This is a genomic window from Haematobacter sp. (assembly GCF_032102465.1).
Classification (GTDB): domain Bacteria; phylum Pseudomonadota; class Alphaproteobacteria; order Rhodobacterales; family Rhodobacteraceae; genus Haematobacter.
Genome location: NZ_DAMDHB010000045.1, coordinates 1 through 25,123, shown reverse-complemented (window position 1 = coordinate 25,123; position 25,123 = coordinate 1). Strand labels below are relative to the sequence as shown.

The window sequence follows — 25,123 nt, the reverse complement described above, 5'->3', positions numbered from 1 at the left end:
GCGGCAGCACCAGCAGCGCGAGCAGGCCGAGCGTCGCGCCCCCCGGCAGGCTCCGCCGCGCGGGCCCGGTATCGCGGTAGAGCAGCGCAGGCCGCACCGCCGCCATCCGGCCGAGCGGCAGCAGGACGGCGATCATGGCGATGAGCGCGCCATAAGTCGCCGCCTCCGCCATGGCGCGGGGGGAGGGGGTGAGCGCGATCTCCACCGGCAGCAGGCCGCGGATGAAGGGGGCCGCAGCCAACGGCAGCAGCGTGCCGAGCATAAGCCCCCCCGCGATTCCCAGCGCGCCGATCAGCGCCAGTTGCAGCAGGAAGGCCGCGCGGATTTCCCCGCCCGTCGCGCCAAGCGCCTTCAGCGTGGCAATCGTCCCGGTCTTGCGCGCGATCCATGCCCGCGTCGCCGCAGCGATCCCCACGCCGCCGACGGCCAGCCCCGCAAGGCCGAGCAGGATGAGGAACGAGCCGATGCGGCTGACATGACGCTCCACGCCGGGCGCGGCACGGCGGCTGTCCTGCCAGCGGATGCCCGCCCCCTCGAACCGTGCCTTGGCGGCGGCTTCCAGCGTGGGAAGGTCGGTGCCCTCCGGCAGCAGCAGCCGGTATTCGGCGTCGAAAACGGAGCCGGGGGCGAGGAGCGGCGTCTGCAGCACCGTCTCCGACCGGACGAGCGTGCGGGGGGCAAGGGCGAAGCCGCCCGACGTATTGTCCGGCTCCCGCACGATCCGGGCGGAAAGGCGGAAGGTCACGTCCCCCACGGTGAAGTTATCCCCCACGGCAAGGCCAAGCCGGTCGGCCAGGACCCCGTCCATCGCCGCGCCGGGCAGGCCGTCCCGTGGGGCGAAGACCTCGGCCACCGGCATCGGCGGCTCGACCTCCAGCTCTCCCGCCATGGGCCAGGCGGCGTCCACCGCCTTCACCTGGGTAAGCGCGACATCCTCTCCCGCGCGCGCCATGGAGCGGAACTCCAGCACTTCGGAAAGACGGGTGGCGTGATCCTCCATCCATTGCCGTTCTTCGGGCCTAGCGGTGCGGTAGGTGAATTCGATCTGCGCATCGCCCCCCAGCAGCGCCCGCCCCTGATCGGCCAGCGCATCGGTGATGGCGGACCGCACCGTCGCCAGCGCCGCGATGGCGGCCACGCCGAGGATCAGGCACAGGAGGAACACGCGGAAGCCGGACAGGCCGCCGCGAAGCTCGCGCCGGGCGATCGTCCAGGCGATCGGGGGGAAGGGGCTCATGCGGCGGGGACCATATCCGTGGTGTCGATGCGCCCGTCCGCCAGCCGGATGAGCCGGTCGCAGCGCTCCGCAAGCTCCGGCGCGTGGGTGACGAGCACCAGTGTCGCGCCATGGCGGTCGCGAAGGTCGAAGAGCAGGTCCATGATCTGCGCCCCCGTGCGCCCGTCGAGATTGCCGGTCGGTTCATCGGCGAGAAACAGCTCCGGCCGCGGTGCGGCGGCGCGGGCCAGCGCCACGCGCTGCTGCTCGCCGCCCGAAAGCTCCGCGGGATAGTGGCCCTCGCGGTGCGACAGGCCAACGGCGGCAAGCTCCGCCGCGGCGCGGTCGAAGGCATCCGCCTCTCCCGCGATCTCAAGGGGCAGGGCCACGTTTTCGAGCGCCGTCATCGTCGGAACGAGGTGGAACGACTGGAACACGATGCCCATCCGTCCGCGGCGGAACCGGGCCAGCCCATCCTCATCCATCCCCGACAGATCCTTGCCGAGCGCGGTGACCCGGCCCGCGGTCGGCCGCTCCAGCCCGCCCATGAGCATGAGGAGGGAGGACTTCCCCGACCCGGAAGGCCCGACGAGCCCGATGCTCTCGCCCCGGTCAACTTCCAGAGTGATGCCCCGCAGGATCTCGACCCGGCCCGCGTTTCCGGCGAGTGTAAGCTCCACATTCTCCAGCCCGAGGACTGCTTCGCCCATGCTCTCCGCCTCCGCCGCCTTGCCCATGTCCGACCTTTTTCCGCTGTCCCGCTCGCGTCTTGCCGGGTGCTTCGCCCCTGCGGCAAGGGCTTTGCGATATGACGCCGGAAACGTGATCGGCAAGCTCGCGATTGTCGCAGCCCTCGCGATGCCGCTGCCTGCGGGCGCGGCGGAGCGGCTGCAAATAGTGGCGCTCGGCGACAGTCTCACGCAGGGGTACGGGCTGCCGCAGGGCGAGGGGTTCGTGCCACAGCTACAAGCGTGGCTCGACGACAGGGGGGCGGAAGTGACGGTGGTGAACGCGGGGGTCTCGGGCGATACCACGGCGGGCGGGCTGCAGCGGCTGGACTGGTCGCTCACCCCCGGCACGGATGCGCTGATCGTCGCGCTTGGCGGCAACGACCTGCTGCGCGGGCTGCCCTATGACGCCTCCCGCGCCAATCTGGACCGGATCCTCGGCGCGGCCGGGGAAAGGGGGCTGCCGGTGCTGCTGATCGGCCAGACCGCGCCCGGCAACTACGGCGCGGATTACAAGGCGAAGTTCGACGCCATGTGGCCCGCGCTGGCGGAGGCGCATCACACGCTTCTGGTGACGGATTTCCTCGGCCCGCTGACGGTGATGGACAGCGACGCGCGGGTGGCGGCGGGTGTCATGCAGCCCGACAACCTCCACCCTTCCGCCAAGGGTGTCACGCTGGTGGTGGAACACATCGGCCCTTCCGTTCTGGAGCTGGCGGAGCAGGCGCGGGCAAAGCCCTAGCAGGCTGCCGGAAGGGCCTTCGGGTCTCCGTTGGGCGGAAATCATTCGCAAACTGGCGAAGTCCAGCCGGAGATCTACCCATTTCGGGTCCAGAACCAGAGCATTAGACATGACACGTCTGAACTTCCTCGGCAGCGCGACAGACAAGCACCTTTGATGACCGGTGGCGGGCGTCGGGCGCGTGGCCCTGCCTGACGTTTCCGTTGTTTCTCTTGGTGCTTAAGGACATTGAGGGTGTTCCCGTCCGCCTCGGCGGTCAAAATAATCGATAGTCATCAATTAACAGGCTGCTGAAAAAGACTTTTTGGCCTGTGCGGGAGCGGAAATCGTTCGCCATCTGACGAATTCCCGCCAAAAGCCTTATGTTTCCGGGCGTCTCCGGGCCGATTTTCCGATTTCCGGCACATAGGCCGGCACATGAGTATGTTACTGCAGGACTTTTCAGCAGCCCGTTAAGTATCACAGGCACCTACGGGCGCTGTGGATTGCCCCGCCACAAATCCCTCTTGCGCGGCGGAAGTCCCGTCGCTAGCATCTGCGCAAATCCGTTGGGGTGCCCGCAAGGGCTGAGAGGCGTCACGCTAACCCATCGAACCTGATCCGGGCAATACCGGCGTAGGGAACGGAAACTGCGAAGGTGCCTTATGGGCACCGTCCTGGTGTCGTCCCGTGCCGCCCGAAGTAGCGGAGGACGACATGGGAAGGGCAGCACGGCTTCTCATCATCGCGGGGTCTGACAGCGGCGGAGGCGCCGGGATTCAGGCCGACCTCAAGACCGCCTCGGCGCTTGGTGTCTTTGGCACGACGGCGATCACCGCGATCACGGCGCAGAACACGCTGGGGGTGCAGGCGGTGGAGTTGCTTCCGCCGGCTCTGGTTGCCGCGCAGATCGACTCCGTGCTGTCCGACATCGGTGCGGATGCCGTGAAGATCGGGATGCTCGGCACGGCAGAGATCGCGCGCGCGGTCTCTGCCGCGTTGGAGGGCTACGGCGGCCCGGTTGTGCTGGACCCGGTGATGGTGGCGAAATCGGGCGATGCGCTGTTGAGCGACGATGCCGTTACCGCCCTTGCCCGCCACCTCCTTCCCCGGGCCACGCTGCTGACCCCGAACCTGCCCGAAGCCGCCCGCCTTCTGGACGCCCTTCCCGCCCGGACGGAGGCGGAGGCCGTGGAGCAGGGGCGCGCGCTGCTCGCACTCGGGGCGAAGGCCGTGCTGATGAAGGGGGGGCATGCGGAGGGGCCGCTTTGCCGCGACCTGCTGGTGACGGCGACTGGCATTCGCCGCCACGAGGCACCCCGCGTCGCCACCCGCAACACCCATGGCACCGGCTGCACGCTATCCTCCGCCATCGCGTCCTGCCTTGCGCGCGGCGCGACGCTGGAGGCGGCGGTGGCAGAGGCGCATGTCTGGCTGCAGGCGGCGATCCGCGCGGCGGATGGCCTTGCGATCGGCGCGGGGCACGGGCCGGTCCACCATTTTCACGCGGTCTGGCACGCGCAGGAGGTTCCGGCATGACCGATGTCGTCACCATCCTTGGGGCGGGCGTCGCGGGGTTGACCGTCGCGCAGGAACTGACGACGCGGGGCCTGCGGGTGCGGATCGTCGATCCCGCGGGGGCGCCCGGTCCGCAGGCCTGTTCGTGGTGGGCGGGCGGCATGCTGGCCCCCTTCTGCGAGGGGGAGAGCGCCGAGCCCGCCGTGGTCCGGCTCGGCGCGCAGGCGGCGGAGTGGTGGCAGGCGGCGGGCGTGGAAGTGGTGCGGGAGGGAACGCTGGTCCTCGCCCCCGGCCGCGACAGATCGGAGCTTCTCCGCTTCGCCCGCCGGACGGAGGGGCACCGGACGCTTGACCGGGAGGGGATCGCGGCGCTGGAGCCGGACCTTGCCGAACGGTTCGACCGCGCGCTGCATTTCGCCGCGGAGGCGCATCTCGCCCCCCGCGCGGCGCTGGCCAAGCTCATGTGCAACCTCGTCGGGCGGGGCGTGGAGTTCACTGATCGCGGGGCGGCCGAGGGAGAGGTGATCGACTGCCGTGGCCTTGCCGCGCGTGACTGCCTGCCGGACCTGCGCGGTGTGCGGGGGGAAATGGTGATCCTCCGCGCCCCCGGCCTGATGATCCGCCGGCCGGTCAGGCTGCTGCACCCGCGCCACCCGCTCTATATCGTGCCGCGCGGGGAGGGCGTCTATATGCTGGGCGCGACCCAGATCGAGACCGGCGCGCGCGGCCCCGCGACGCTGCGCTCGGTGGTGGAACTGCTGAACGCGGCCTATGCGCTCCACCCCGCCTTTGCGGAGGCCGAGGTGCTGGAAATCGGCGCCGACGCCCGCCCCGCCTTTGCCGACAACATGCCGCGCGTCTTTCGGCGGGCAGGGCGCATTCACATCAACGGATTGTTCCGGCACGGCTTTCTGCTGTCCCCCGCCATGGCCATCGCGGCGGCGGACCTGCTGATGGCGACCGGACGGAAGGAGGAGACAGCATGAGGATCACGCTGAACGGCACGGCGGCGGAGGTGGAAGGCACGACGCTTTCCGCCGCGCTGGACGAAATGGGCTACGGCGGCGCGCGGGTCGCGACGGCGGTCAACGAAACCTTCGTTCCCGCGACGGGGCGGGCGGATCACGCGCTTCGCGATGGCGACCGGGTGGAGGTTCTCGCCCCCCGGCAGGGTGGCTGACATGCCGGTATTCTATGGAACCGAGGTCGCCTCGCGCCTCATGCTGGGAACGGCGCAATATCCCTCTCCCGCCGTGCTGGCGGAGGCGTTCCGCCGCTCCGGCGCCGGGATCGCCACCGTCTCCCTCCGGCGGGAGGGTGCGGGTGGCGAGGGGGGCGCGTTCTGGGGGCTGATCCGCGATCTGGGCTTGCCGCTCCTGCCCAATACCGCGGGCTGCCATTCGGTGAAGGAGGCCGTCACCACCGCCCATATGGCGCGGGAGGTCTTTGGCACCGACTGGATCAAGCTGGAGGTGATCGGCCATCCCGACACGCTGCAACCCGATCCGTTCGGGCTGGTGGAGGCCGCCCGCATCCTGACCGGCGACGGCTTCAGGGTGTTCCCCTACACGACGGAGGACGGCGTGCTGGCGGGCCGTCTGCTGGAGGCGGGCTGCGAGGCGCTGATGCCGTGGGGGGCGCCCATCGGCACGGGGCGCGGCCTCTCCAATCCCTATGGGCTTCGCACGCTGCGCGCGCAGTTCCCCGACGTGCCGATGGTGATCGACGCGGGTCTCGGCCTGCCCAGCCACGCGGCGCAGGCGATGGAGATGGGGTTCGACGCCGTGCTGCTGAACACCGCCGTCGCCAAGGCCGGTGATCCGGCCGCCATGGCGGAGGGGTTCGCCCGCGCGCTGGAGGCCGGGCGACTGGCGTTCGAGGCCGATCCGATGGACCCCCGCGACATGGCCGCCCCCTCAACCCCCGTCATCGGAATGGCGGTGCTGGCATGAGGCCCGACAGGTTCTATCCGATCTTCGACCATCCCGACTGGCTCCGCCGGGCGCTGCCGCTTGGCGTGCGGCTCGTCCAGCTCCGGGTGAAGGACCGGCCGGAGGCGGAGACGCGCGCCATGATCGTGGAGTCGCAGGCGCTCTGCCGTGCGGCGGGGGCGGTGCTGGTGGTCAACGACCACTGGCGGCTGGCGATCGATGCGGGCTGCGACTGGGTGCATCTCGGGCAGGAGGATCTCGACACGGCCGATATCGCCGCGATCCGGCGCGCGGGGCTGCGGCTCGGCCTGTCCACCCATGACGAGGCGGAACTGGAACGCGCGCTGTCCCATGCGCCGGATTACGTGGCGCTGGGGCCGGTCTGGCCCACGATCCTCAAGAAGATGAAATGGCATGAGCAGGGGCTGGACAGGGTGCGGGAGTGGAAGGCGCGGGTCGGGCCGATCCCGCTCGTCGCCATCGGCGGGCTGTCGGTGGAGCGCACGCCGCTGGCCTTTGCCGCCGGGGCGGATGTCGTCTCCGTCGTCACGGACATCACCCTGAACCCGGAGCCGGAGGCCCGGATCCGGGCGTGGATGGAGGCGACGCGATGAACCGCTATGCCCGCCAGATCGCCGTGCCGGGCTTTGGCGCCACGGCGCAGGAGCGGCTGGGCCGTGGCACGGCGCTGGTCGTGGGCGCGGGCGGGCTGGCTGCACCGGTGCTGCAATACCTCGCCGGCGCAGGCGTGGGGCGGCTCCGCATCGTCGATCCCGACCGGGTGGAGGAGAGCAACCTTCACCGCCAGACCCTGTTCCGCCATGCCGATATCGGGCACCCCAAGGCAGAGGCCGCCGCCCGCACCCTCGGCGACCTGAACCCGGAGACGGTGGCGGAACCGGTCGTCGCGGCGCTGGACCCGGGCAACGTTGATGCGCTCGTTGCGGGCGTCGATGTGGTGCTGGATTGCGCCGACGGTTTCGCCGTCTCCTACATCCTCTCGGACAGCTGTCTTTCCGCGGGCCTGCCCCTCGTCAGCGCCTCCGTCATCGGGACGGAGGGCTATGCGGGTGTGTTCTGCGGCGGTGCTCCCAGCCTGCGGGCGGTCTTTCCCGAGCTGCCGCCCCGCCTTGGTTCCTGTGCGGAGGACGGGGTTCTGGGACCGGTGGTGGGCGTGGTGGGCGCGGTGCAGGCGCAAATGGCGCTGACCCTGCTGGCAGGGATGGAGCCCGCGCCGCTGGGCCGTATCGTCAGCTACGACGGGCGGACGCAGCGGTTCGGCGGGTTCTCCTTTCTCGGTGCGGAGGAGGTAGCCGGTCCCGTCTTCATTCACGCCGATGACATAAGCATCAATGATTTCACCGTCGATCTTCGCGCGGAACATGAGGGACGGATCGTCTGCCCCGAGGCGCTGCGCCTGACGGCTGCGGACTTCGTCGCCGGTGGGCCGCTGCCGCAAGCAGGGCAGCGCGCCGTGCTCTGCTGCCGCTCCGGCCAGAGGGCATGGGTTGCGGCGGAAAGGCTCGCCACGCTGTGGCCCGGTGAGATCGTACTTGTCGCCCTTGGCGATCATAGGGAGCAACCATGAAATACCTCGTCCTCGCCGCCTGTCTCGTGGCCCAACCCGCGCTGGCGGCGGACCGGCTTACCGTCATGCTCGACTGGTTCGTGAACCCGGATCACGGGCCGCTCATCATCGCGGAGAAGAAGGGTTACTTCGCCGCGCACGATCTGGAGGTGGAGATCGTGGCCCCCGCGGACCCGGCCGATCCGCCCAAGATGGCGGCTGCGGGGGGTGCGGATATCGCTGTTTCCTATCAGCCGCAGCTTCACCTGCAGGTGGCGGAGGGCATGCCGCTCCACCGGGTGGGAACGCTGATCGCCACGCCACTCAACTGCCTGCTGGTGCGGGCAGACGGGCCTGTCAGGGACCTGTCCGACCTGAAGGGGCGCAAGGTCGGTTTCTCCGTCGCGGGGGTGGAGGAGGCGATGCTGGGGGCCATGCTCGGCAGCGTCGGGATGAGCCGCGCCGACGTGGAGCTGGTCAATGTGAACTGGTCGCTGTCTCCTGCGCTGCTGTCGGGGCAGGTGGATGCCGTCATCGGCGCGTTCCGCAACTTCGAGCTGAACCAGATGACCCTCAACGGCGTGGAGGGGCGGTGCTTCTACCCGGAGGAGCATGGCGTGCCCCCCTATGATGAGCTGATCTATGTCGCGAACCCCGATGCGGATGCGGAGAAGATTTCCCGCTTCCTTGCCGCAACAGAGGAGGCGGTGCAATACATCGTCAACCATCCACAGGAAAGCTGGGAGATATTCGCCTCTTACGCGCCGGAGTTGAATGACGATCTGAACAAGATGGCGTGGCGCGACACGCTGCCCCGGTTTGCCCACAGCCCGGCGGCGCTGGACCATGGCAGATACGCCCGGTTCGAGGCCTTCCTTGCCGCGTCCGGCCTGTCCGATGGCAAGGCGAGCGTGAGCGATCTGGCGATAGACCTCGGGTTTTCCCAATGAGTTACGGTCATCTGTTCCCGCGCCTTCGCAGCGCGGCTGGTCCGGCCTGGCGGGCCTATGTCGGCCATCCCTTCGTCACCTCGCTCGGGGACGGCAGCCTGCCGCGAGACGCCTTTCTGGGCTATCTGGTGCAGGACTACCTGTTCCTGCGCCATTTCTCCCGCGCGTGGGCGCTGGCCGTCACCAAGGCCGAAACGCTGGAGGAAATGCGCTACGCCGCCGCCGCCGTGAACGCGCTGCTGAATGACGAGATGGCCCTGCATGTCCAGCTCTGCGCCCGCGCCGGGGTCTGCCAGGGCGCGCTGGAGAGCGCGGAGGAGCGGCTGGAAACGCTCGCCTATACGCGCTTCGTCATGGATGCGGGGCACATGGGGGACTTCCTCGACCTGCTGGTGGCGCTGGCGCCCTGCGTCATGGGCTATGGGGAGATCGGCCTGCGCCTCCGCTCGGACGGCGCGGGAGGCCCTTATGCGGAGTGGATCGAAACCTATGGCGGCGATGCCTATCAGGCGCTCTGCCATGACGTCGGCCGCCTGATGGACAGCGCGGCCGCGCGGCGGATCGGCGCCCCGCTGGAGGACAGTCCGCGCTGGCCCTCGCTCGCTGGGCGGTTCCGCGTCGCGACGGTGCTGGAGACGCGGTTCTGGGACATGGGGCTTGCGATGGGGGACCTCGCCGCCCCGGCAGAGGCATGACGCCAGGCCTGCGGCTTGCCGGCAGTGTCCATTCCGGTGCGGCCACGCTGCTTCGCCCGATTGCCCTGATGGTGCCGGGCGGGTGCTGGACCTGCCTGCTCGGCCCCTCGGGCGTGGGAAAGTCCACGGTGCTACACTGCTTTTCCGGCCTCGATCCCGGTCTGCAGCTTCGGGGGGAGGCGACGGCGGAGGATGGCGGGAGCCTTGCCGGTCGTGTGGCGCTCATGGCGCAGGCGGACATGCTGGCCCCATGGCTCACGCTGCTCGACAACGTGATGCTCGGGGCGCGGCTTCGGCGGGAGCGGGCGGAGCCGGAGCGGGCGCGCGGCCTGCTGGACGCCGTGGGGCTGACGGCGGAGGCGGAGCGGAAACCCCATGCGCTCTCCGGCGGGCAGCGGCAGCGGGCGGCGCTGGCCCGCACCCTCTATGAGGACCGTCCGGTGATCCTGCTCGACGAGCCGTTCTCTGCGCTGGACGTGGGCAACAGGGCGCGGATGCAGGCGCTGGCGGCGGACGCGCTGAAGGGGCGGACGGTGCTACACGTGACCCATGACCCTGCGGAGGCCGCGCGGCTGGGGGAGCATCTGCTGCTCCTCACCGCCGATGGTCTGTGCGAACTGCCGCCGCCGGAAGGGGCGATCCCACGGGCGCCTGACTGCCCCCGGACTCTGGCGGCCACGGGGGAACTGACCCGCCGGCTGATGGAGGCCGCATGATCCGCTGGTTCGCGCCCGTCGCCGCGATCCTGCTGCTCTGGCAGGGGGTGGTGAGCGTCACGGGTCTTCCGCCCTACATCCTGCCCGCGCCGCTTCGCGTGGCGGCGGCGATCAGCGACAATGCCGGGCTGCTGGCCAGCCATGCCGTGGTCACGCTGGGCGAGATCGCGGTGGCGCTGGTGCTGGGGGCGGTGCTTGGCGCGGCGACGGCGGTGGCGCTGGCGCTCTCACCGCCGCTGAGGCGGGTGGCGGAGCCGCTGCTGGTGCTGAGCCAGGCGATACCGGTCTTTGCCCTCGCGCCGATCTTCACGCTCTGGTTCGGCTACGGCATGGAGTCCAAGATCGCCGTGGCGCTGATCGTGGTCTACTTCCCCGTGACGGCGAGCTTTCTGGATGCGCTTCTGCGCACGCCGCCGCCCCTTGTGCGCCTGGCCGGTGTGATGCAGGCGCGCCGCTGGACAATGATGCGGCGCGTGCAGATGCCCGCAGCCCTTCCCGGCCTGCTGTCGGGTTTGAAGATCGCTGCGGTCTATGCCCCGATCGGCGCGGTGATCGGGGAATGGGTCGGCGCTTCACGCGGGCTCGGTTATCTGATGCTGCTGGCCAACGGGCGGGCGCGCACCGACCTGATGTTCGCGGCGGTACTGCTGATCGCCGTCATCGCTGTCGGGTTGCACCTTGCCACCGGCTGGGCAGCAAGGCGCGTGATGGAGCGGCAGGAGCGCTAGATCCCCGCCTCGATCCCGGCTTCCGTATCCGCAGTGGCCTCCGGCGCCGCCACGGAGAGGTCGTCGGCGGGCGGTGTGGGGAGCGGGGTGCCGGGCGGCACGGTGCCCCGCCCGAACTGATCCCTGCGCAGCACGATGACCTTGGCCCCCGTTTCCACCCGGTCGTAGAGGTCACGCGAGTCCTGATTGTAAAGCCGGATGCAGCCAGAGCTGTCGGCCGTCCCGATCGTCCAGGGATAGGGCGTGCCGTGGATCCGGTAGAGCGTGTCGCGCCCGTTGCGGTAGAGATAGAGCGCCCGAGCGCCCAGCGGATTGTCCAGCCCGCCCTCCATGCCGCCGCGGAGCGGTTCATAGACCTCCGGCTCGCGTTTGATCATGTTGGCCGTCGGCGTCCAGCGCGGCCATTCGCGCTTCATCGGGATATAGGCGGTGCCGGCAAAACCCCGCCCTTCCTTGCCGACGGCGGCGGTGTAGCGGATCGCCCGGTTGTCCCCGAGGATGTAATAGACGTAACGCGCCCACGGATCGACGATGATCGTGCCGGGCTTCTCATCCGACCAGTAGTCCACCTCGCGGCGCACCTTGTCATCGGACAGCCAGGCGGGGTTGACCGCGGGAATGGTCATGTCGCCATCCGGCTGGGCGGCATACATGGCGACGGTCTGTTCGCTGACGTAATGGACCGGTCGCGATGCCTGCTGCGCCCCCCCGCCGCATCCGGCGAGCAGAAGGGAGACGAGGATCAGCGAAACGGGTGAGGTGAGCCTTGAGCGGGAGCGTGGCGGGGCGGAGGGTCGGCTTTTCTGCTGCGGTGTCATCCGGTAACCGTTCATGGAGGTTTGACGCCAAGCTAGCGCAAGCGGCCCCGATTTCTCGAAAGGCGGCAAAAGAAGGGCGGAGCGATGCAGGCGGGCCACTAACAGGGTGCTGCAAAGGGCATCCGTGTCTGGGCGGGAGCGGGAAGGCGTCCGTAATCTGGGGAAATCCAGCCTGAAATCCATGCATTGCTGGCGGTTCCGGGGGGATTTCCGATTTCCAGAGCATTGACGGGACATGTCAGAGCTTTTCAGCAGACTGCTGAACCTGCCAGAGGAGGCCGGGGAGGTGCCGGTCGCGCGGGAAGACGCAACCGGCAGACCGTCAGTGGCCGCGCAGCCGGCGTTGCTGGCCCATCGCGCGGATCAGGCTGGCCCGGGCGATCCATGGGCGGGATGTCCAGTCGTCGATCTCGGCGGGCTCGGCGCTCCAGCAGCATTCGATCCGTCCGGTGCCGGGGTCGATGCGCCAGACAGGGACATGCGCATCCTGCCGGGCTTCCGGCTGGATATGAACGCCCTGGCGGGAGGTGAAACGGGTAAGGCAACGGGCAATGATGCCGTTCCGCGCGGGGATGGCGTGGGTCATGGCTCTCTCCTCGATGGGCCGCGCGGGCCGTCGGGAGAGCCTTTGTCAGGCCCGGTCCGAAAGCCGTTGCGGCAGGGGTCTTCGACTGCTGTCGCTGGACATCTGGTTTACCTGTGTGGAACTCCGTCGGACGCGCCGCGCGGATGGGGAACATGTAGCAGCACGGGCCGGGTTTTTCCAGCCCCGACCCCGCGCGCTCACGCAGGTGTTTCAGCCGGGGATGGACTTCACAGCCGTCTCCAGCAACCCGCCGAATTCGCTGGAGAATGCCTCTGCCGTCCATTCCTCCAGTGTGCCCGCCACATGGACGGCCCCGATGGGCCGCCGCGCCGCATCGAGCACCGCGGCACCAAGCGCGATCTCCTGGCGGAGAAGCTGTCCGACCATCACCGCATGGCCCCGCGACCGCGCCGCGTTCACCGCCTCCATCACCTCGGCAAGCGTGGTGACGGTGGCGGCGGTGAAGGGCGTGAGGTCGGATCGCGCGAAGATCTCCGCGATTTCGTCATCCTTCAAATGCGCGAGAATGGCGACCCCGCCCGCCGTGCAATAGACGGGCACGGTGTTGCCGGTGAGGGTCGCGGTGAAAATCTCGTGCTTCGAGGGCATCCGGAGCGCATAGATCAGCCGCGTGTCGTCCCAGAAGGACATGTCCACCCGCTCCCGCGTGCGTCGGCGAAGCTCCAGGAGCACCGGTGTCGCCCGCTGGCAGACCGGGTCCAACCGGAGCGCGGAATGCGCCATGGTCAGCACGCGCTTGCCCGGAAGATAGCCCCGATCCTCCCGGTCGCGCACGATCATGCCCAGCGACACGAGCGTGTGCACCATGCGCTGCGCAGCACTTCGGTCAAGGGCGGAAAGCGCAGCTATTTCCTCCAAGGTCAATGGCTTGCGGGCCGTTTCGAACACCGTGAGAACGGAGATCGCCCGCGCCGCCGCCCGCACGAACAGCGGATCTTCCGCCTCATTCCGCGCCTCTGCCGGATCGAAATTAGGCACGCCGATCAGATCACGGAACATTCAGCCTCCTTGAAGTCACAAAGCCGGTTGACAGCGCGTCGGGTCTGCGTAAGCTGAATTTCAATAAACAAGTATCGCCTGTCAATACAGGTGAACACCACCAGGGAATATCTCCGTTGCAACGACGTGTGGCCTTTGCGGGCTTTCTGCACGAGACGAATACGTTTGCCTCCGCTCCGGCGAACATGGCGGCCTTCCAGCAGGGGGGCGGGTATATCCCCTTCACCCGTGGCGCGGCGCTGCGGGAGGCGATCCGGGGCGTGAACCTTGGCATGGCTGGGGCCTTCGACCACGCGGAGGCCGCGGACTGGGATGTGGCGCCCATCCTCTGGGCCGGCGCAATCCCGTCGGCTCCGGTGACGGCGGCCGCCTATGAGGCGATCGTGGCCGAGATTCTGGCCGGGTTGCGGGCTGCCGCACCCTTTGACGCCATCTTCCTCGACCTGCACGGCGCGATGGTGGCCGACCATGTGGACGACGGCGAGGGGGAGCTTCTGCTGCGCATCCGTGCCGACTTCCCCGATCACCCCATCGCCTGCGCGCTGGACCTGCACGGCAACATCACGCCGCGCATGTTCGAGCTGGCGGATGTGCTGGTCGGCTTCCGCACCTATCCGCATGTGGACATGGCCGAAACCGGGCGGCGCGCGGCGGAGGCGCTGGACGGGCTGATGGACGCGCCGCAAGGCTGGTCGCGGGCGATGCGGCGGGGCGATTACCTGATCCCGATAAGCTGGCAATGCACCGGCATGGAACCGGCGCGGAGCCTTTATGCGCTGACCCGTGATCTGCCCGAGGGCGTGGCAAGCGCATCGGTCTTTCTTGGCTTCCCGGCGGCGGATTTTCCGGAGTGCGGTCCGGCGGTCTTTGCCTACGGGCCGGATGCAGCGGCGGTCGCGGCCCATGCCGACCGCCTTGCCGCCGCGCTGGCGGAGCGGGAAGGGGCCTTTGCGGGGGAGGCCTTCTCCCCCGAGGAGGCCGTGCGGGAGGCGATGCGTCTCACCGCGGGCGGGGCTGGCCCCGTGGTCATCGCGGATACGCAGGACAATCCCGGCGCCGGCGGCTCCTCCGACACCACTGGGATGCTCCGCGCGCTTGTCGCCTGCGGGGCGGAGGGCGCGGCGCTCGGCAATTTCCACGACCCGGAGGCGGCGCGTGCCGCCCATGCGGCGGGCGTCGGTGCGGAGATCGGGATCCCCCTCGGCGGGCGGTCCGGGCTGGCGGACGACGCGCCCTTCCAGGCGCGGTTCCGCGTGGCCGCGCTGTCAGACGGCCGCGTCCATGCGACCGGCCCCTATTACGGCGGCACGATGATCGACATGGGCCCGTCCGCCGCGCTGGAGATCGGCGGCGTGACGGTGGTCGTCACCAGCCATATCGCGCAGATGGCCGACCGCAACTTCTACCGCATGGTGGGGGTGGAGCCGGAGGCGCAGCGCATTCTGGTCAACAAGAGTTCCGTGCACTTCCGGGCGGATTTCGAGCCGATCGCGCAGGCGATCCTTGTCGCGACAGCGCCCGGTGCGATGCCGCTCTGCCCCTCCGCCCTGCCGTGGACGCGCCTGCGCCCCGGCATCAGGCTCCGCCCGAACGGGCCCGCCTTCGGCGCCGCCTGATCCCATCATAAAAACGAACCGACAGAGAGGAACGACATGAGCTATCTTCCGCGATACATGGCCAAGGCCGGTCTTGCCGCCTCCTTCCTCGCGCTGGCTGCGGGGGGCGCGCTGGCGGAAACCACGCTGACTGCGGTCATGCATTCCGACCTGCGCGTGCTGGACCCGGTCATCACCACGGCACATATCACCCGCGATCATGCCTACATGATCTACGACGTGCTGGTCGCGGAGGACGAGAACTTCCAGATCCGGCCGCAGATGGCGGATGTCGCCGCCTCCGATGACGGGCTGACCTATACGTTCACCCTGCGCGACGGGCTGAAATTCCACGATGGCGCGCCGGTGACGGCGGAAGATGTGGTCGCCTCGCTCACCCGCTGGTCCAAGCGGGACGCGGGTGGCCAGCTCATCATGGATGTGACGGATTCGCTGGCGGCGAAGGACGACAAGACGGTCGTCTGGACGCTCAAGGAACCCTTCGGCCCGTTCCTTGCCACCATCGGCAAGCAATCGGCCCTGCCGCCCTTCATCATGCCCAAGCGCATCGCCGAAACCCCGGCGAACGAGGCGATCAAGGAGCATATCGGCTCCGGCCCGTTCAAGTTCGTGCCCGAGGAGTTCCAGCCCGGCGTGGGCGTGAGCTATGTCAGGAACGAGGATTACGTTCCGCGTGATGAACCTGCCTCCGGCTATGCGGGCGGCAAGGTCGTCAAGGTGGACAAGGTCCGCTGGCTCACCATGTCGGACAGTCAGACGGCGGTGAATGCGCTGCAATCGGGCGATATCGACTATATCGAATCCATGCCCGCCGACCTGATCCCGCTGCTGGACGGCGATGACACCGTGGTGGTGGAAAAGCGCTCGCCCTACGGGATGCAGACCATGGGCCGCCTGAACTTCAAGCATCCGCCCTTCGACAATCCCGACATCCGCCGGGCGGCGCTGATGGCGCTGTCGCAGGAGCCGGTGCTGGCCGCGCTGACCGGTTCGCCGGACTACTACAAGGTCTGTGGCGCGATCTTCGGCTGCGACACGCCGCTGGCCGACGACACGGGATCGGCCACGCTGACCGGCGCGGGCGATCCGGCGGGGGCAAAGGCGCTGCTGGAGAAGGCGGGCTATGACGGCACGCCCATCGTGCTGATGCAGCCGACCGACAGCCCGACGCTCCGTGCGCAGCCCGTCGTCGCGGCGCAGCAGCTTCGCGCCGCGGGCTTCAACGTGGACATGCAGCCGATGGACTGGCAGACGCTGGTCACGCGCCGCGCCTCCATGGAACCGCCCGCGAACGGCGGCTGGAACATCTTCTTCACCAACTGGATGCTGGCGGAAATCGCCTCTCCGACGATTTCCCCCATGCTGAACGGCCGGGGCGATGCGGGCTGGTTCGGCTGGCCGGAGGATGCGGAGCTGGAAGCGCTGAAGAAGGGCTTCATCGCCGCCACCACGCCCGAGGCGCAGAAGGAAGCCGCGCAGAAGATGCAGGCCCACACGCTCGATCAGGTGATCTACATCCCGCTCGGCGAATACAACTTCCCGCAGGCGCGCCGCACGGTGGTGGAGAACATGCTGCCCAACCAGGTGCCGGTGTTCTGGAACATCACCAAAGCCGAAGACTGACGCCAGCCCTTGCGCCCGCCCCCTCCCGGCGGGCGCAATCCTTCAATCCCCCCGGAGAGATGTGATGCTCGCTTACACGTTGAAACGCATCCTGTCGGTTGTCCCGGTCCTCGTTCTCGTCTCCCTGTTCGTCTTCTTTCTCCTGCGTCTGACCCCCGGTGACCCGGCGGCGATCATCGCGGGCGACGCGGCGACGCCCGAGCAGCTCGAACGGATCCGGGAGGCGATGGGCCTGAACGAACCCGTCGTGACGCAGTATTTCCGCTGGATCGGCAACCTGCTGCGCGGGGATTTCGGCACGTCGCTGATCTCCAACGTGCCGGTGCTGGAGCTGGTCGGCCAGCGCGTCTGGCCCTCCATCGCGCTGGCGCTGCTGACCATCGTCATCGCGGTCTGCGCCGCGATCCCGATGGGCGTCCTTGCCGCGTGGAAGCACAAGAGCTGGGTCGATTATCTGGTGATGTCCTTTTCCGTGCTGGGCTTTTCCGTGCCGGTCTTCCTTGTGGGATACGTGCTGCTGCTGATCTTTTCGGTCTGGCTGGGGTGGCTGCCGCCGCAGGGCTACAAGCCGCTCTCCGCCGGACTCTGGCCGTTCCTTGAACGCGCGATCCTGCCCGCGCTGACGCTCGCCTCCATCTACATCGCCCTCATCGCCCGGATGACGCGCGCGGCCATGCTCGACGTGCTGAACGAGGATTATATCCGTACCGCCCGCGCCAAGGGGGTGGGAGACAGGCGGCTTCTCTTCGTCCACGCGCTGAAGAACGCCGCCGTGCCAATCGCCACCATCGTCGGCACAGGGTTCGCGCTGCTGATCTCCGGCGTCGTGGTGACGGAGACGATCTTCAACATCCCCGGCATCGGGCGGCTGACGGTCGATGCGGTGCTCGCCCGCGACTATCCGGTGATCCAGGCGATGATCCTGCTGACGGCGACGCTCTACGTCTTCGTCAACCTGCTGATCGACCTGTCCTATTCGCTGTTCGACCCGAGGATACGCTACTGATGGAAGCCAACCGTTCCCTCGTGGAGAAGCCGCTCGCGCTCCGGCTTCTGTCCTTCTCCTCGCCCGCGAAAAGCGGCTGGGGGCCGTTCATCGCGCTGATCCTGCTGGCGGCCGTGCTGCTGCTGACGATCTTCTCGCCCTGGATCGCCACGCATGATCCGCTGGCGATGGACCCGCTGAACCGGCTGAAACTCCCGTCGGAGGCGCATCTGCTCGGCACCGACAACTTCGGGCGGGACCTGTTCTCGCGCATGATCCTCGGCGGGCGGATCTCGCTGCTCATCGGCATCTGCACGGCGGTGGTCGCCATCACGATCGGCGTGCTGATCGGGCTGGTCGCCGGGTTCTTCCGGCTGGCGGATTCGCTCATCATGCGGGCCATGGACGCGCTGATGGCCATGCCGTCGATCCTGATCGCCATTGCCCTCGTGGCGCTGAACGGGCCGTCCATCGGCTCCGTCATCGCGGCGATCACCATACCGGAGGTGCCGCGCGTCGTGCGCCTCGTCCGCTCCGTCATCCTCTCCGCGCGGGAGGAGCCTTATGTGGAGGCCGCCACCGCGCTCGGCTCCTCCACGGGCAAGATCCTGTTTCAGCATCTGCTGCCCAACACCATGGCGCCGATGATCGTGCAGGGCACCTATATCGTCGCTTCCGCCATTCTGACGGAGGCGCTGCTCTCCTTCCTCGGCGCGGGGATCAGCACGGAGATACCCACCTGGGGCAACATCATGGCGGAGGGGCGGCAGTATTTCCGCATCAGCCCCGCCATCGTGCTCTGGCCCGGCTTGCTGCTGACGATCTGCGTGCTGTCCATCAACCTGATCGGGGATGCCGCGCGCGACGCGCTCGACCCCCGCATGAAGAAACGGGAGGCCTGAGATGCAGCTTCGCGACAGGGATTTCTCGGCCGAACCCGTGGTTCTCGACATCGAGGGACTGGTGGTGGAGGTGGCGGGCGGCCAGCCCATCCCGGTGCTGAAGGGCGTGAGCTTCGACATCCGCCGGGGGGAGACGGTCTGCCTTGTGGGGGAGTCCGGCTCGGGCAAGTCCGTCACCTCGCTCACCGCCATGGGCCTGCTGCCGAAGGACGCGCTGAAGGTGACGGGCGGCGCCATCCGGCTGAACGGGACGGATCTTCTGGCGCTTTCTCCGGCGGAGATGAAGCGGATGCGGGCGGCGAGCCTCGCCATGATCTTTCAGGAGCCGATGACGGCGCTGAACCCGGTGATGAAGGTCGGCGCGCAGATCATGGAGGTGCTCGATCTCCACACCCGCCTGCCCGCGGCGGAGAAGAAGGCCCGGGTCATCGACATCATGGAGCAGGTTCATCTGCCCGACGTGCCCCGCATCTTCGAGAGCTATCCCCACCAGCTTTCTGGGGGCCAGCGGCAGCGGATCATGATCGCCATGGCGCTGATCCTCGAACCGGCGCTGCTGATCGCGGACGAGCCCACCACCGCTCTCGACGTGACGACGCAGAAGCAGATCCTCTCGCTCATCGCCGAGTTGCAGGAGAAGCATGGCACGGCGGTGCTGTTCATCACGCATGACATGGGCGTGGTGGCGGAGATCGCCGACCGGGTCTGCGTCATGCGGCACGGCGAGATACTGGAACAGGGCAGCATCCGGCAGGTGCTGGAGGCCCCGCGCCATCCCTATACGAAAAGCCTGCTTGCCGCGGTGCCGAGCCTCGTCCCGCGGGAGCAGCGCCCGGAGGCCGCGGCCGCGCCGGTGATCCAGACCAAAGCGCTCGGCATGACCTACCGCTCCGGCGGGTTCCTGAGCCGCAAGACGGAGGTCCACGCCTCCCATGGCGTGACCTTCTCGCTCACCCGCGGGCGGACGCTGGGGATCGTCGGGGAGTCGGGATCGGGCAAGACGACGGTCGCCCGCTCCATCATGCGGCTCATCGAACCGACGGAGGGGGAAATCCTGCTCGACGGGACGGATATCGCCCATCTGACCACGGCGGGCATGAAGCCGCAGCGGCGCAAGCTGCAGGTGGTGTTTCAGGATCCGTTCCGCTCCCTCAACCCGCGCTGGACCATCGCGCGCTCGCTGACGGAGGGGCCGCTGAACTACGGCACCCCCTATGGGGAGGCGATCGCCGAGGCGAAGCGGCTGCTGAAGATCGTGTCGCTGCCGGAGGATGCGCTCCGCCGCTATCCGCACCAGTTCTCCGGCGGTCAGCGTCAACGTCTTGCCATCGCCCGGGCGGTGATGCTGAAGCCCGACGTTCTGGTGGCGGACGAGGCGGTCTCGGCCCTCGACGTCAGCGTGCAGGCGCAGGTGCTGGACCTGCTGGCGGAGTTGCAGCGCCAGACGGGCATCGCCATCATCTTCATCACCCATGACCTGCGCGTCGCCGCCCAGATCTGCGATGAGGTGCTGGTGATGCAGCGCGGCAAGGTGGTGGAGCAGGGCCCCGCCGCCGAGGTGCTCCACGCACCGAAGAACGACTACACCCGGTCGCTGATCGACGCGGCGCCGGGACGCTTCTGGGATTTCGCGGCCGGACGGCCGCTCGTCGCCTGATCGGGAGAGAGACATGGCACTCATCAAGTTCATCGAGGACAAGGCCCCGGAGATGCGGGAGATCTTCGAGGATCTGCACGCCAACCCGGAAATCGGGTTCGAGGAGAACCGGACCGCCGCCATCGTGGAGAAATGCCTGACCGACTGGGGTTTCGACGAGGTTCATGCCGGCGTCGGCACGACGGGCGTCGTCGGCATCCTGCGCGGCAAGGGGCAGGGCAACCGCCGCATCGGGCTTCGCGCCGACATGGACGCGCTGCCGATCACCGAGACGACGGGCCTCGGCTATGCCTCCGCCCATGCCGGAAAGATGCACGCCTGCGGCCATGACGGGCACACCACGATGCTGCTCGGTGCCGCGCAATACCTTGCTGCGACGCGGGATTTCGACGGCACGGCGGTGATGATCTTCCAACCGGCGGAGGAAGGTCTGGGCGGGGCGCGGCGGATGCTGGCGGAGGGGCTGTTCGAGCGCTTCCCCTGCGACGAGATCTACGGAATGCACAACCAGCCGATGTCGAAGCTCGGCCGTGCGCGCATCCGCAAGGGCGCGATGATGGCGGGCGCGTCCTTCTTCGACATCACGCTGACCGGCAAGGGCAGCCACGCGGCGCAGCCCCACAACTCCCGCGACGTTCTGGTGATCGGAGCAGAGCTGGTGGGCCTGCTCCAGACGATCGTGTCGCGGAACGTGAACCCGGTGCAGCCCTGCGTCCTGTCCTGCACCCAGTTCCACACCGGGTCGGCCTACAACATCGTGCCGGAGACCGCGACGATCACCGGAACGGTGCGCTACTTCGACCGCGACGTGATCGCGCTCGTGGAGAAGCGGATGGGAGAGCTCTGCGCGGGCCTTGCCGCCGCGCACGGGATCGAGATCCGGCTCGACATGCGCAACGTGTTCGACGTGCTGGTGAACGAGCCTGACCTGTCGGACGACTACGTTGCTGCGGCGGCAGAGGTGCTGGGCGCGGAGAACGTCTCGGACGACGCGCCGATGGTCATGGGGAGCGAGGATTTCGCCGACATGCTGGGGCAGGTGCCCGGCGCCTATATCAACGTGATGCACGGGGGGGAGCAGCCGCTGCACAACCCGGGCTTCGTGCTGGATCCGGCGACGCTGCCCATCGGCTCCTCCATCTATGCGAAGATCGTCGAGCGGCGGATGCCGCTGACCAAAGAGGCCGCGTGATGGCTCTGGACCGCGCGAAACCCGCCTCCTTCCTGGACCTCGCCTTCGACAGCGAGGACATGATCCGCCGCCTGCGCCCGTGGATCGAGACCGAAAGCCCGACCTTCGACGCGGAGGCCGTGGCGCGCATGGTCGATGTGGTCGCCTATGACGCCGCTGCCGCGGGTGCGAGCCTTGAGGTGATCCCGGGGCGGATGGGGTGCGGCCCCTCGCTCCGCGCCAGGTTCCCCCATGCGGATCAGGGAAAGCCCGGCATCCTCGTCTCCGGGCATCTGGACACGGTCCATCCCGTGGGGACGCTCGCGCAGAACCCCTGGCGGCGGGAGCAGGGGCGCATCTTCGGCCCCGGCATCCAGGACATGAAGGGCGGCAATTTCGTGGCGCTGGAGGCCATGCGCCAGATCATGCGCGCGGGGATGCACACGCGCCTCCCCGTGACCTTCCTGCTGACGCCGGATGAGGAGATCGGCACCCCCGCCACGCGCGACCTGATCGAACAGGAGGCGCTGATGAACAAATACGTCATCGTGCCGGAGCCTGCGCACAGGGACAACGGCTGCGTCATCGGCCGCTATGCCATCGCGCGGTTCAACCTGGAGACGCGGGGCGTGCCCTCGCACGCGGGCTGGGCGCTGAAGGACGGCCGGTCGGCCATCGCGCTGATGGCGCGGAAGCTTCTGGAGGTGGAGGCGATGACGACGGAGGACTGCACCTTCTCCGTCGGTGTCATCCATGCGGGCCAGTGGGTGAACTGCGTCTCCTCCACCTGCTTCGCAGAGGCGCTCTCCATGGCCAAGACGGACGCGGATCTGGAAGCGGGCGTGGCGAAGATGCTGGGGCTTTCCACCAGCGTCAACGATGTGGAGTTCGTCGTCACCCGCGGCGTGACGCGGCCTGTCTGGAAGCCCGGTCAGCCGCAGGACATGGCGCTGTTCGACGTGGCGAAGGGCATTGCCGGGCGCATCGGATTCGAGCTGACGCATGAACCCTCGGGCGGCGGGTCGGACGGCAACTTCACCGGCGCGCTGGGGATCCCCACGATCGATTCCACCGGGGTCCGGGGGGCGGGGCTGCACACGCTGAACGAGCACATCCTTGAGGACAGCCTCGTGGAGCGGGCGCAGTTCCATGCCGGTCTGTTCCTCGAACTCGCCTGACCGGGGCAGGCTGCTGAAAAAGTTCAGAACTCAGCCGGGAAGAACCCGAAATGTGTGGACTCCCGGCTGAACTTCCCCAGCTTGCGAACGATCTCCGCTCCAATGCGGAGCTGAAGGTCTTGTTCAGCGACCTGCTCGCAGCGCCCCTTCGGGGGCGCGCCGTTTCCCCCTCATCCGCCGTGTGACCCATGCCAGAAGACACCACCCACCGCCTCTCCGGCCTGACCGGAGAGGTCGAGATCCGCATCGACCGCTGGGGTATCGCCCATATCCGCGCCGGAACGCAGGACGATCTGTTCTTCGCGCAGGGCTGGAACGCCGCGCGTGACCGGCTGTGGCAGATCGACCTTGCGCGCAAGCGCGGGCTCGGCCTCTTGGCGGGGGATTTCGGCCCCGGCTATCTGGAGCAGGACCGCGCCTCCCGCCTGCTGCTCTACCGGGGCGACATGGCGGCGGAATGGGCGGCCTACGGCCCGGATTCAGAGGCGATCTGCACGGCCTTCGCCGCGGGCATCAACAGCTACGTGGATGGCGTGCTGGCGGGCGACCTGCCGCTGCCCCCGGAATTCGCGCTTCTGGGCAATGCCCCCTCCCGCTGGAAGGCCGAGGATGTCGTCCGGGTGCGCAGCCACTCGTTGACCCGCAACGCCACGTCCGAGGTGCTGCGCGCGCGGGTCATGGCGCTGGCGGGGGTGGAGAAGGGCGCCCGGCTCGACCTGCTGCGCAAGGAGCTGGAGCCGAGGGTGGTGCCGGAACCTGCAGTGGACCTGTCGCTCATCTCTGCCCGGGTGATCCGCGATTTCCTGCTGGGGGTCAGCCCCGTCAGCTTCTCGCCCGAGCGGCTCGCCGCCAAGCTGCCGGAGGCGCCGCTCTGGACCCAGCCGACCCCGCTCGGCGAGATCGACCGTATCGCCTCCGCCGAAGGCTCCAACAACTGGGCGATTTCCGGTGCGCGGACGGCGACGGGGCGGCCGATCCTCTGCCTCGATCCGCACCGCACGCATACGCTGCCCTCCGTGCGCTACATCGTGCATCTGACCATGCCGGGCTTCGACGCGATCGGCGCGGGCGAGGCGATGGTGCCCGGCATTTCCATGGGCCACAACGGCACTGCTGCCTTCGGTCTGACCATCTATGGCCACGATCAGGAAGACCTCTGCGTCCATGACCTGCATCCCGACGATCCCCTGCTCTACCGCTACGGCGACGGGTGGGAGCGGATGCGCTGCGTGGAGGAGGACATCCCCGTCCGCGGCCATGATCCGCAGAAGGTCACGCTGCATTTCACCCGCCACGGTCCCGTGCTGCACGCCGACGGCAGCCGGGCCTATGCGCTCCGCACCGTCTGGACGGAGCCGGGAACGGCCCCCTACATGGCGAGCCTTGCGGTGATGCGCGCCCGTTCGCATCGGGACTACGTGGCCGCGCTCCGGGGCTGGGGCTGCCCTTCGGTGAACCATATCTACGCGGATACGCAGGGCGACATCGTGTGGAAACCCTCCGGTGCCGCACCGGTCCGCGACGGGTGGGAGGGGCTTCTGCCGGTGCCGGGCGATGGAAGCCACGAATGGCGGGGCCTTGCCAGCCCCGACGACGGCCCGGTCGAGGTCAATCCCCCCCGCGGCTTCATCGCGACGGCCAACGCCATGAACGTGCCGAAGGACTGGCAGGGGGTGTGGCCGGGATACGAATGGCTGGACAGTTCGCGCCACGATCGGCTGAACGGCGCGCTGGCCGAGAACGACCGCGTGACGCTCGACGATTGCGCGGCGATGCAGACCGACACGACGGCGTTGTCCGCCCTGCAGGCCGTGCGCGCGCTGCGAAGGGCGCAGGGGGCGGCGCTGTCCCCCCGTGTGGCGGCAGTGCTCGACGGTTTTGATGGCGATCTGCGGGCCGGGAGCGGGGCCGCCGCGCTGGTGGAGCTGTGGCTCTCCCGCCATCTCGGCCCCGCCATCGCGCGGGAGGAGGGCGCGGCGGAGGCGGTGCTGCCGCTCCTCGCCCCTTACGACACGCCGAGCCTCGTGCGCTGGCTGGAGGAGGTGCGCCCGCTTCCCCACGCCGTGGCGGCGAGTCTCGAGCGCGCCTGGGACGATTGTGCTGCGCTGATGGGGGAGGATCCCGCGCGCTGGCGCTGGGGCGACATCCACCGCCTGACCCTCCGCCATCCGCTGCACCGGCTGGCGCCGGAGGAGTGGTCCTTTGCGCCGCTGCCGCTCGGCGGGTCGAACGCCAGCCCGAACTACGCCGCCTATCGCGCGGGGGATCTGGAAGTGACGACCGGCCCCTCCGTGCGGATGCTGATCGACGTGGGCAACTGGGACGAAAGCCGCTTCGTCAATACGCCGGGCCAGTCCGGCGTGCCGGGAAGCGCGCATTACGGCGACCTTCAGGCGGACTGGCACACAGGCCGCTATCACCCCCTGCTCTACACCCCGCAGGCCATCGCGGCAGAGACGGAGGCGCGCATCGTCCTCTCCCCGTGAGGTGGCGATGACCCTCGCCTCCCGGTGCTTCGAGGGAGAGGGCGATCTGTGGCAGGCTGCCGAAAAACTTCGGCAGTCTCATGCTCTGGAAATGGGGGGTTCTGCCCCCGGAATGACCCCGCTTGGGTAGGTTTCCGGCTGGATTTCGTCAGATGTCCGCTCCAGCGTAGCCCTGAAAGCTTTTTTTCAGCAGCCTGTCGGGATTTCGGGCGGGTGGAATCCCTGTTGCACACCGTCCACGCGCCGGGTTTTCCTTCGCTGCCCGCTGCCCGCTGCCCGCTGCCCGCTGCCCGCTGCCCGCTGCCCGCTGC

The 25,123-nt window shown here is 68.6% G+C and carries 24 protein-coding genes and 1 riboswitch; of the genes, 19 read left to right on the top strand and 5 right to left on the bottom strand.

The genetic code is table 11. The features are described from left to right. Both RT513_RS18535 and RT513_RS18530 read right to left on the bottom strand, forming a co-directional pair. Positions 1 to 1,237, bottom strand: a 1,237-nt coding sequence (locus tag RT513_RS18535) for an FtsX-like permease family protein (RefSeq protein ID WP_313534232.1), incomplete at its 3' end; no start/stop codon positions are given. Then, positions 1,234 to 1,926 carry an ATP-binding cassette domain-containing protein gene (locus tag RT513_RS18530; RefSeq protein ID WP_313534235.1) on the bottom strand — a complete coding sequence of 231 codons (693 nt, stop codon included), beginning with the start codon at positions 1,924 to 1,926 and terminating at the stop codon, positions 1,234 to 1,236. The genes RT513_RS18530 and RT513_RS18535, both read right to left, overlap by 4 nt. Before the next feature lie 148 nt (positions 1,927 to 2,074). Here RT513_RS18530 and RT513_RS18525 point away from each other — a divergent pair, with 148 nt between their 5' ends. The 11 genes from RT513_RS18525 to RT513_RS18475 all read left to right on the top strand — a co-directional run bounded on the left by RT513_RS18525 (position 2,075) and on the right by RT513_RS18475 (position 10,770). Continuing rightward, positions 2,075 to 2,686 (top strand): arylesterase, encoded by a 612-nt coding sequence (locus RT513_RS18525; protein ID WP_313534234.1) that lies wholly within the window; start codon positions 2,075 to 2,077, stop codon positions 2,684 to 2,686. Positions 2,687 to 3,225: 539 nt separating this feature from the next. After that, a riboswitch (TPP riboswitch) is annotated at positions 3,226 to 3,325 on the top strand. A 57-nt stretch (positions 3,326 to 3,382) separates the two neighbouring features. Next, positions 3,383 to 4,204 carry a bifunctional hydroxymethylpyrimidine kinase/phosphomethylpyrimidine kinase gene (thiD, locus tag RT513_RS18520; RefSeq protein ID WP_313534233.1) on the top strand — a complete coding sequence of 274 codons (822 nt, stop codon included), beginning with the start codon at positions 3,383 to 3,385 and terminating at the stop codon, positions 4,202 to 4,204. Then, the gene (locus RT513_RS18515) at positions 4,201 to 5,169 is read left to right on the top strand and encodes an FAD-dependent oxidoreductase (RefSeq protein WP_313534231.1); all 969 of its coding nucleotides are present in this window, start codon (positions 4,201 to 4,203) and stop codon (positions 5,167 to 5,169) included. The genes thiD and RT513_RS18515 overlap by 4 nt, the downstream gene beginning before the upstream one ends. Next, on the top strand, positions 5,166 to 5,363 hold the full coding sequence (gene thiS, locus RT513_RS18510) for a sulfur carrier protein ThiS (protein WP_313534230.1): 198 nt from the start codon (positions 5,166 to 5,168) through the stop codon (positions 5,361 to 5,363). Before RT513_RS18515 ends, thiS begins: the two co-directional genes overlap by 4 nt. 1 nt (position 5,364) lies before the next feature. Next, on the top strand, positions 5,365 to 6,135 hold the full coding sequence (locus tag RT513_RS18505; protein WP_313534229.1) for a thiazole synthase: 771 nt from the start codon (positions 5,365 to 5,367) through the stop codon (positions 6,133 to 6,135). Beyond that, positions 6,132 to 6,728, top strand: coding sequence for a thiamine phosphate synthase (locus RT513_RS18500; protein WP_313534228.1), 597 nt, complete (start codon positions 6,132 to 6,134; stop codon positions 6,726 to 6,728). The genes RT513_RS18505 and RT513_RS18500 overlap by 4 nt, the downstream gene beginning before the upstream one ends. Continuing rightward, on the top strand, positions 6,725 to 7,702 hold the full coding sequence (locus RT513_RS18495; protein WP_313534227.1) for a HesA/MoeB/ThiF family protein: 978 nt from the start codon (positions 6,725 to 6,727) through the stop codon (positions 7,700 to 7,702). The genes RT513_RS18500 and RT513_RS18495 overlap by 4 nt, the downstream gene beginning before the upstream one ends. Continuing rightward, a complete protein-coding gene (locus RT513_RS18490; RefSeq protein WP_313534226.1) occupies positions 7,699 to 8,631 on the top strand; it encodes an ABC transporter substrate-binding protein in 933 nt (310 codons plus the stop codon). Before RT513_RS18495 ends, RT513_RS18490 begins: the two co-directional genes overlap by 4 nt. Beyond that, positions 8,628 to 9,326 carry a TenA family protein gene (locus tag RT513_RS18485; RefSeq protein ID WP_313534225.1) on the top strand — a complete coding sequence of 233 codons (699 nt, stop codon included), beginning with the start codon at positions 8,628 to 8,630 and terminating at the stop codon, positions 9,324 to 9,326. The genes RT513_RS18490 and RT513_RS18485 overlap by 4 nt, the downstream gene beginning before the upstream one ends. After that, entirely contained in the window at positions 9,323 to 10,042 is a 720-nt protein-coding gene (locus RT513_RS18480; RefSeq protein ID WP_313534224.1) for an ATP-binding cassette domain-containing protein, read from the top strand. The genes RT513_RS18485 and RT513_RS18480 overlap by 4 nt, the downstream gene beginning before the upstream one ends. After that, positions 10,039 to 10,770, top strand: a complete 732-nt coding sequence (locus RT513_RS18475) for an ABC transporter permease (protein WP_313534223.1) — start codon at positions 10,039 to 10,041, stop codon at positions 10,768 to 10,770. Before RT513_RS18480 ends, RT513_RS18475 begins: the two co-directional genes overlap by 4 nt. Here RT513_RS18475 and RT513_RS18470 read toward each other — a convergent pair. From RT513_RS18470 to RT513_RS18460, 3 genes are all read right to left on the bottom strand, one after another. Then, the gene (locus RT513_RS18470) at positions 10,767 to 11,603 is read right to left on the bottom strand and encodes a L,D-transpeptidase (RefSeq protein ID WP_313534222.1); all 837 of its coding nucleotides are present in this window, start codon (positions 11,601 to 11,603) and stop codon (positions 10,767 to 10,769) included. The two genes, RT513_RS18475 and RT513_RS18470, sit on opposite strands and share 4 nt — an antisense overlap. A 307-nt stretch (positions 11,604 to 11,910) precedes the next feature. Further along, positions 11,911 to 12,174 (bottom strand): hypothetical protein, encoded by a 264-nt coding sequence (locus tag RT513_RS18465; RefSeq protein ID WP_313534221.1) that lies wholly within the window; start codon positions 12,172 to 12,174, stop codon positions 11,911 to 11,913. A gap of 210 nt (positions 12,175 to 12,384) precedes the next feature. Then, positions 12,385 to 13,194, bottom strand: a complete 810-nt coding sequence (locus tag RT513_RS18460; RefSeq protein ID WP_313534220.1) for an IclR family transcriptional regulator — start codon at positions 13,192 to 13,194, stop codon at positions 12,385 to 12,387. Between the two features lie 116 nt (positions 13,195 to 13,310). On the opposite strand from RT513_RS18460, the gene RT513_RS18455 reads away from it, so the two are divergent. From RT513_RS18455 to RT513_RS18420, 8 genes are all read left to right on the top strand, one after another. Then, positions 13,311 to 14,810 (top strand): M81 family metallopeptidase, encoded by a 1,500-nt coding sequence (locus RT513_RS18455; RefSeq protein WP_313534219.1) that lies wholly within the window; start codon positions 13,311 to 13,313, stop codon positions 14,808 to 14,810. A gap of 36 nt (positions 14,811 to 14,846) precedes the next feature. Continuing rightward, positions 14,847 to 16,433, top strand: coding sequence for an ABC transporter substrate-binding protein (locus RT513_RS18450; RefSeq protein WP_088217000.1), 1,587 nt, complete (start codon positions 14,847 to 14,849; stop codon positions 16,431 to 16,433). A gap of 64 nt (positions 16,434 to 16,497) precedes the next feature. After that, positions 16,498 to 17,439, top strand: a complete 942-nt coding sequence (locus RT513_RS18445) for an ABC transporter permease (protein ID WP_088217001.1) — start codon at positions 16,498 to 16,500, stop codon at positions 17,437 to 17,439. Further along, positions 17,439 to 18,320 (top strand): ABC transporter permease, encoded by an 882-nt coding sequence (locus RT513_RS18440; protein ID WP_313534218.1) that lies wholly within the window; start codon positions 17,439 to 17,441, stop codon positions 18,318 to 18,320. The genes RT513_RS18445 and RT513_RS18440 overlap by 1 nt, the downstream gene beginning before the upstream one ends. A 1-nt stretch (position 18,321) precedes the next feature. Then, positions 18,322 to 19,977, top strand: a complete 1,656-nt coding sequence (locus RT513_RS18435; protein ID WP_088217003.1) for an ABC transporter ATP-binding protein — start codon at positions 18,322 to 18,324, stop codon at positions 19,975 to 19,977. Positions 19,978 to 19,990: 13 nt separating this feature from the next. Next, positions 19,991 to 21,169 (top strand): M20 aminoacylase family protein, encoded by a 1,179-nt coding sequence (locus RT513_RS18430; RefSeq protein ID WP_313534217.1) that lies wholly within the window; start codon positions 19,991 to 19,993, stop codon positions 21,167 to 21,169. Then, on the top strand, positions 21,169 to 22,326 hold the full coding sequence (locus RT513_RS18425; RefSeq protein WP_313534216.1) for a M20/M25/M40 family metallo-hydrolase: 1,158 nt from the start codon (positions 21,169 to 21,171) through the stop codon (positions 22,324 to 22,326). The genes RT513_RS18430 and RT513_RS18425 overlap by 1 nt, the downstream gene beginning before the upstream one ends. 188 nt (positions 22,327 to 22,514) lie before the next feature. Continuing rightward, positions 22,515 to 24,812, top strand: a complete 2,298-nt coding sequence (locus RT513_RS18420) for a penicillin acylase family protein (protein ID WP_313534215.1) — start codon at positions 22,515 to 22,517, stop codon at positions 24,810 to 24,812. Positions 24,813 to 25,123: the final 311 nt, after the last annotated feature.

What these genes read in the sequence shown, in the direction of transcription:
- RT513_RS18530 (WP_313534235.1), bottom strand. Translation starts at nt 1,926, where the DNA reads ATGGGCGAAGCAGTCCTCGGGCTGGAGAATGTGGAGCTTACACTCGCC.
- RT513_RS18525 (WP_313534234.1), top strand. Translation starts at nt 2,075, where the DNA reads ATGCCGCTGCCTGCGGGCGCGGCGGAGCGGCTGCAAATAGTGGCGCTC.
- thiD (WP_313534233.1), top strand. Translation starts at nt 3,383, where the DNA reads ATGGGAAGGGCAGCACGGCTTCTCATCATCGCGGGGTCTGACAGCGGC.
- RT513_RS18515 (WP_313534231.1), top strand. Translation starts at nt 4,201, where the DNA reads ATGACCGATGTCGTCACCATCCTTGGGGCGGGCGTCGCGGGGTTGACC.
- thiS (WP_313534230.1), top strand. Translation starts at nt 5,166, where the DNA reads ATGAGGATCACGCTGAACGGCACGGCGGCGGAGGTGGAAGGCACGACG.
- RT513_RS18505 (WP_313534229.1), top strand. Translation starts at nt 5,365, where the DNA reads ATGCCGGTATTCTATGGAACCGAGGTCGCCTCGCGCCTCATGCTGGGA.
- RT513_RS18500 (WP_313534228.1), top strand. Translation starts at nt 6,132, where the DNA reads ATGAGGCCCGACAGGTTCTATCCGATCTTCGACCATCCCGACTGGCTC.
- RT513_RS18495 (WP_313534227.1), top strand. Translation starts at nt 6,725, where the DNA reads ATGAACCGCTATGCCCGCCAGATCGCCGTGCCGGGCTTTGGCGCCACG.
- RT513_RS18490 (WP_313534226.1), top strand. Translation starts at nt 7,699, where the DNA reads ATGAAATACCTCGTCCTCGCCGCCTGTCTCGTGGCCCAACCCGCGCTG.
- RT513_RS18485 (WP_313534225.1), top strand. Translation starts at nt 8,628, where the DNA reads ATGAGTTACGGTCATCTGTTCCCGCGCCTTCGCAGCGCGGCTGGTCCG.
- RT513_RS18480 (WP_313534224.1), top strand. Translation starts at nt 9,323, where the DNA reads ATGACGCCAGGCCTGCGGCTTGCCGGCAGTGTCCATTCCGGTGCGGCC.
- RT513_RS18475 (WP_313534223.1), top strand. Translation starts at nt 10,039, where the DNA reads ATGATCCGCTGGTTCGCGCCCGTCGCCGCGATCCTGCTGCTCTGGCAG.
- RT513_RS18470 (WP_313534222.1), bottom strand. Translation starts at nt 11,603, where the DNA reads ATGAACGGTTACCGGATGACACCGCAGCAGAAAAGCCGACCCTCCGCC.
- RT513_RS18465 (WP_313534221.1), bottom strand. Translation starts at nt 12,174, where the DNA reads ATGACCCACGCCATCCCCGCGCGGAACGGCATCATTGCCCGTTGCCTT.
- RT513_RS18460 (WP_313534220.1), bottom strand. Translation starts at nt 13,194, where the DNA reads ATGTTCCGTGATCTGATCGGCGTGCCTAATTTCGATCCGGCAGAGGCG.
- RT513_RS18450 (WP_088217000.1), top strand. Translation starts at nt 14,847, where the DNA reads ATGAGCTATCTTCCGCGATACATGGCCAAGGCCGGTCTTGCCGCCTCC.
- RT513_RS18445 (WP_088217001.1), top strand. Translation starts at nt 16,498, where the DNA reads ATGCTCGCTTACACGTTGAAACGCATCCTGTCGGTTGTCCCGGTCCTC.
- RT513_RS18440 (WP_313534218.1), top strand. Translation starts at nt 17,439, where the DNA reads ATGGAAGCCAACCGTTCCCTCGTGGAGAAGCCGCTCGCGCTCCGGCTT.
- RT513_RS18435 (WP_088217003.1), top strand. Translation starts at nt 18,322, where the DNA reads ATGCAGCTTCGCGACAGGGATTTCTCGGCCGAACCCGTGGTTCTCGAC.
- RT513_RS18430 (WP_313534217.1), top strand. Translation starts at nt 19,991, where the DNA reads ATGGCACTCATCAAGTTCATCGAGGACAAGGCCCCGGAGATGCGGGAG.
- RT513_RS18425 (WP_313534216.1), top strand. Translation starts at nt 21,169, where the DNA reads ATGGCTCTGGACCGCGCGAAACCCGCCTCCTTCCTGGACCTCGCCTTC.
- RT513_RS18420 (WP_313534215.1), top strand. Translation starts at nt 22,515, where the DNA reads ATGCCAGAAGACACCACCCACCGCCTCTCCGGCCTGACCGGAGAGGTC.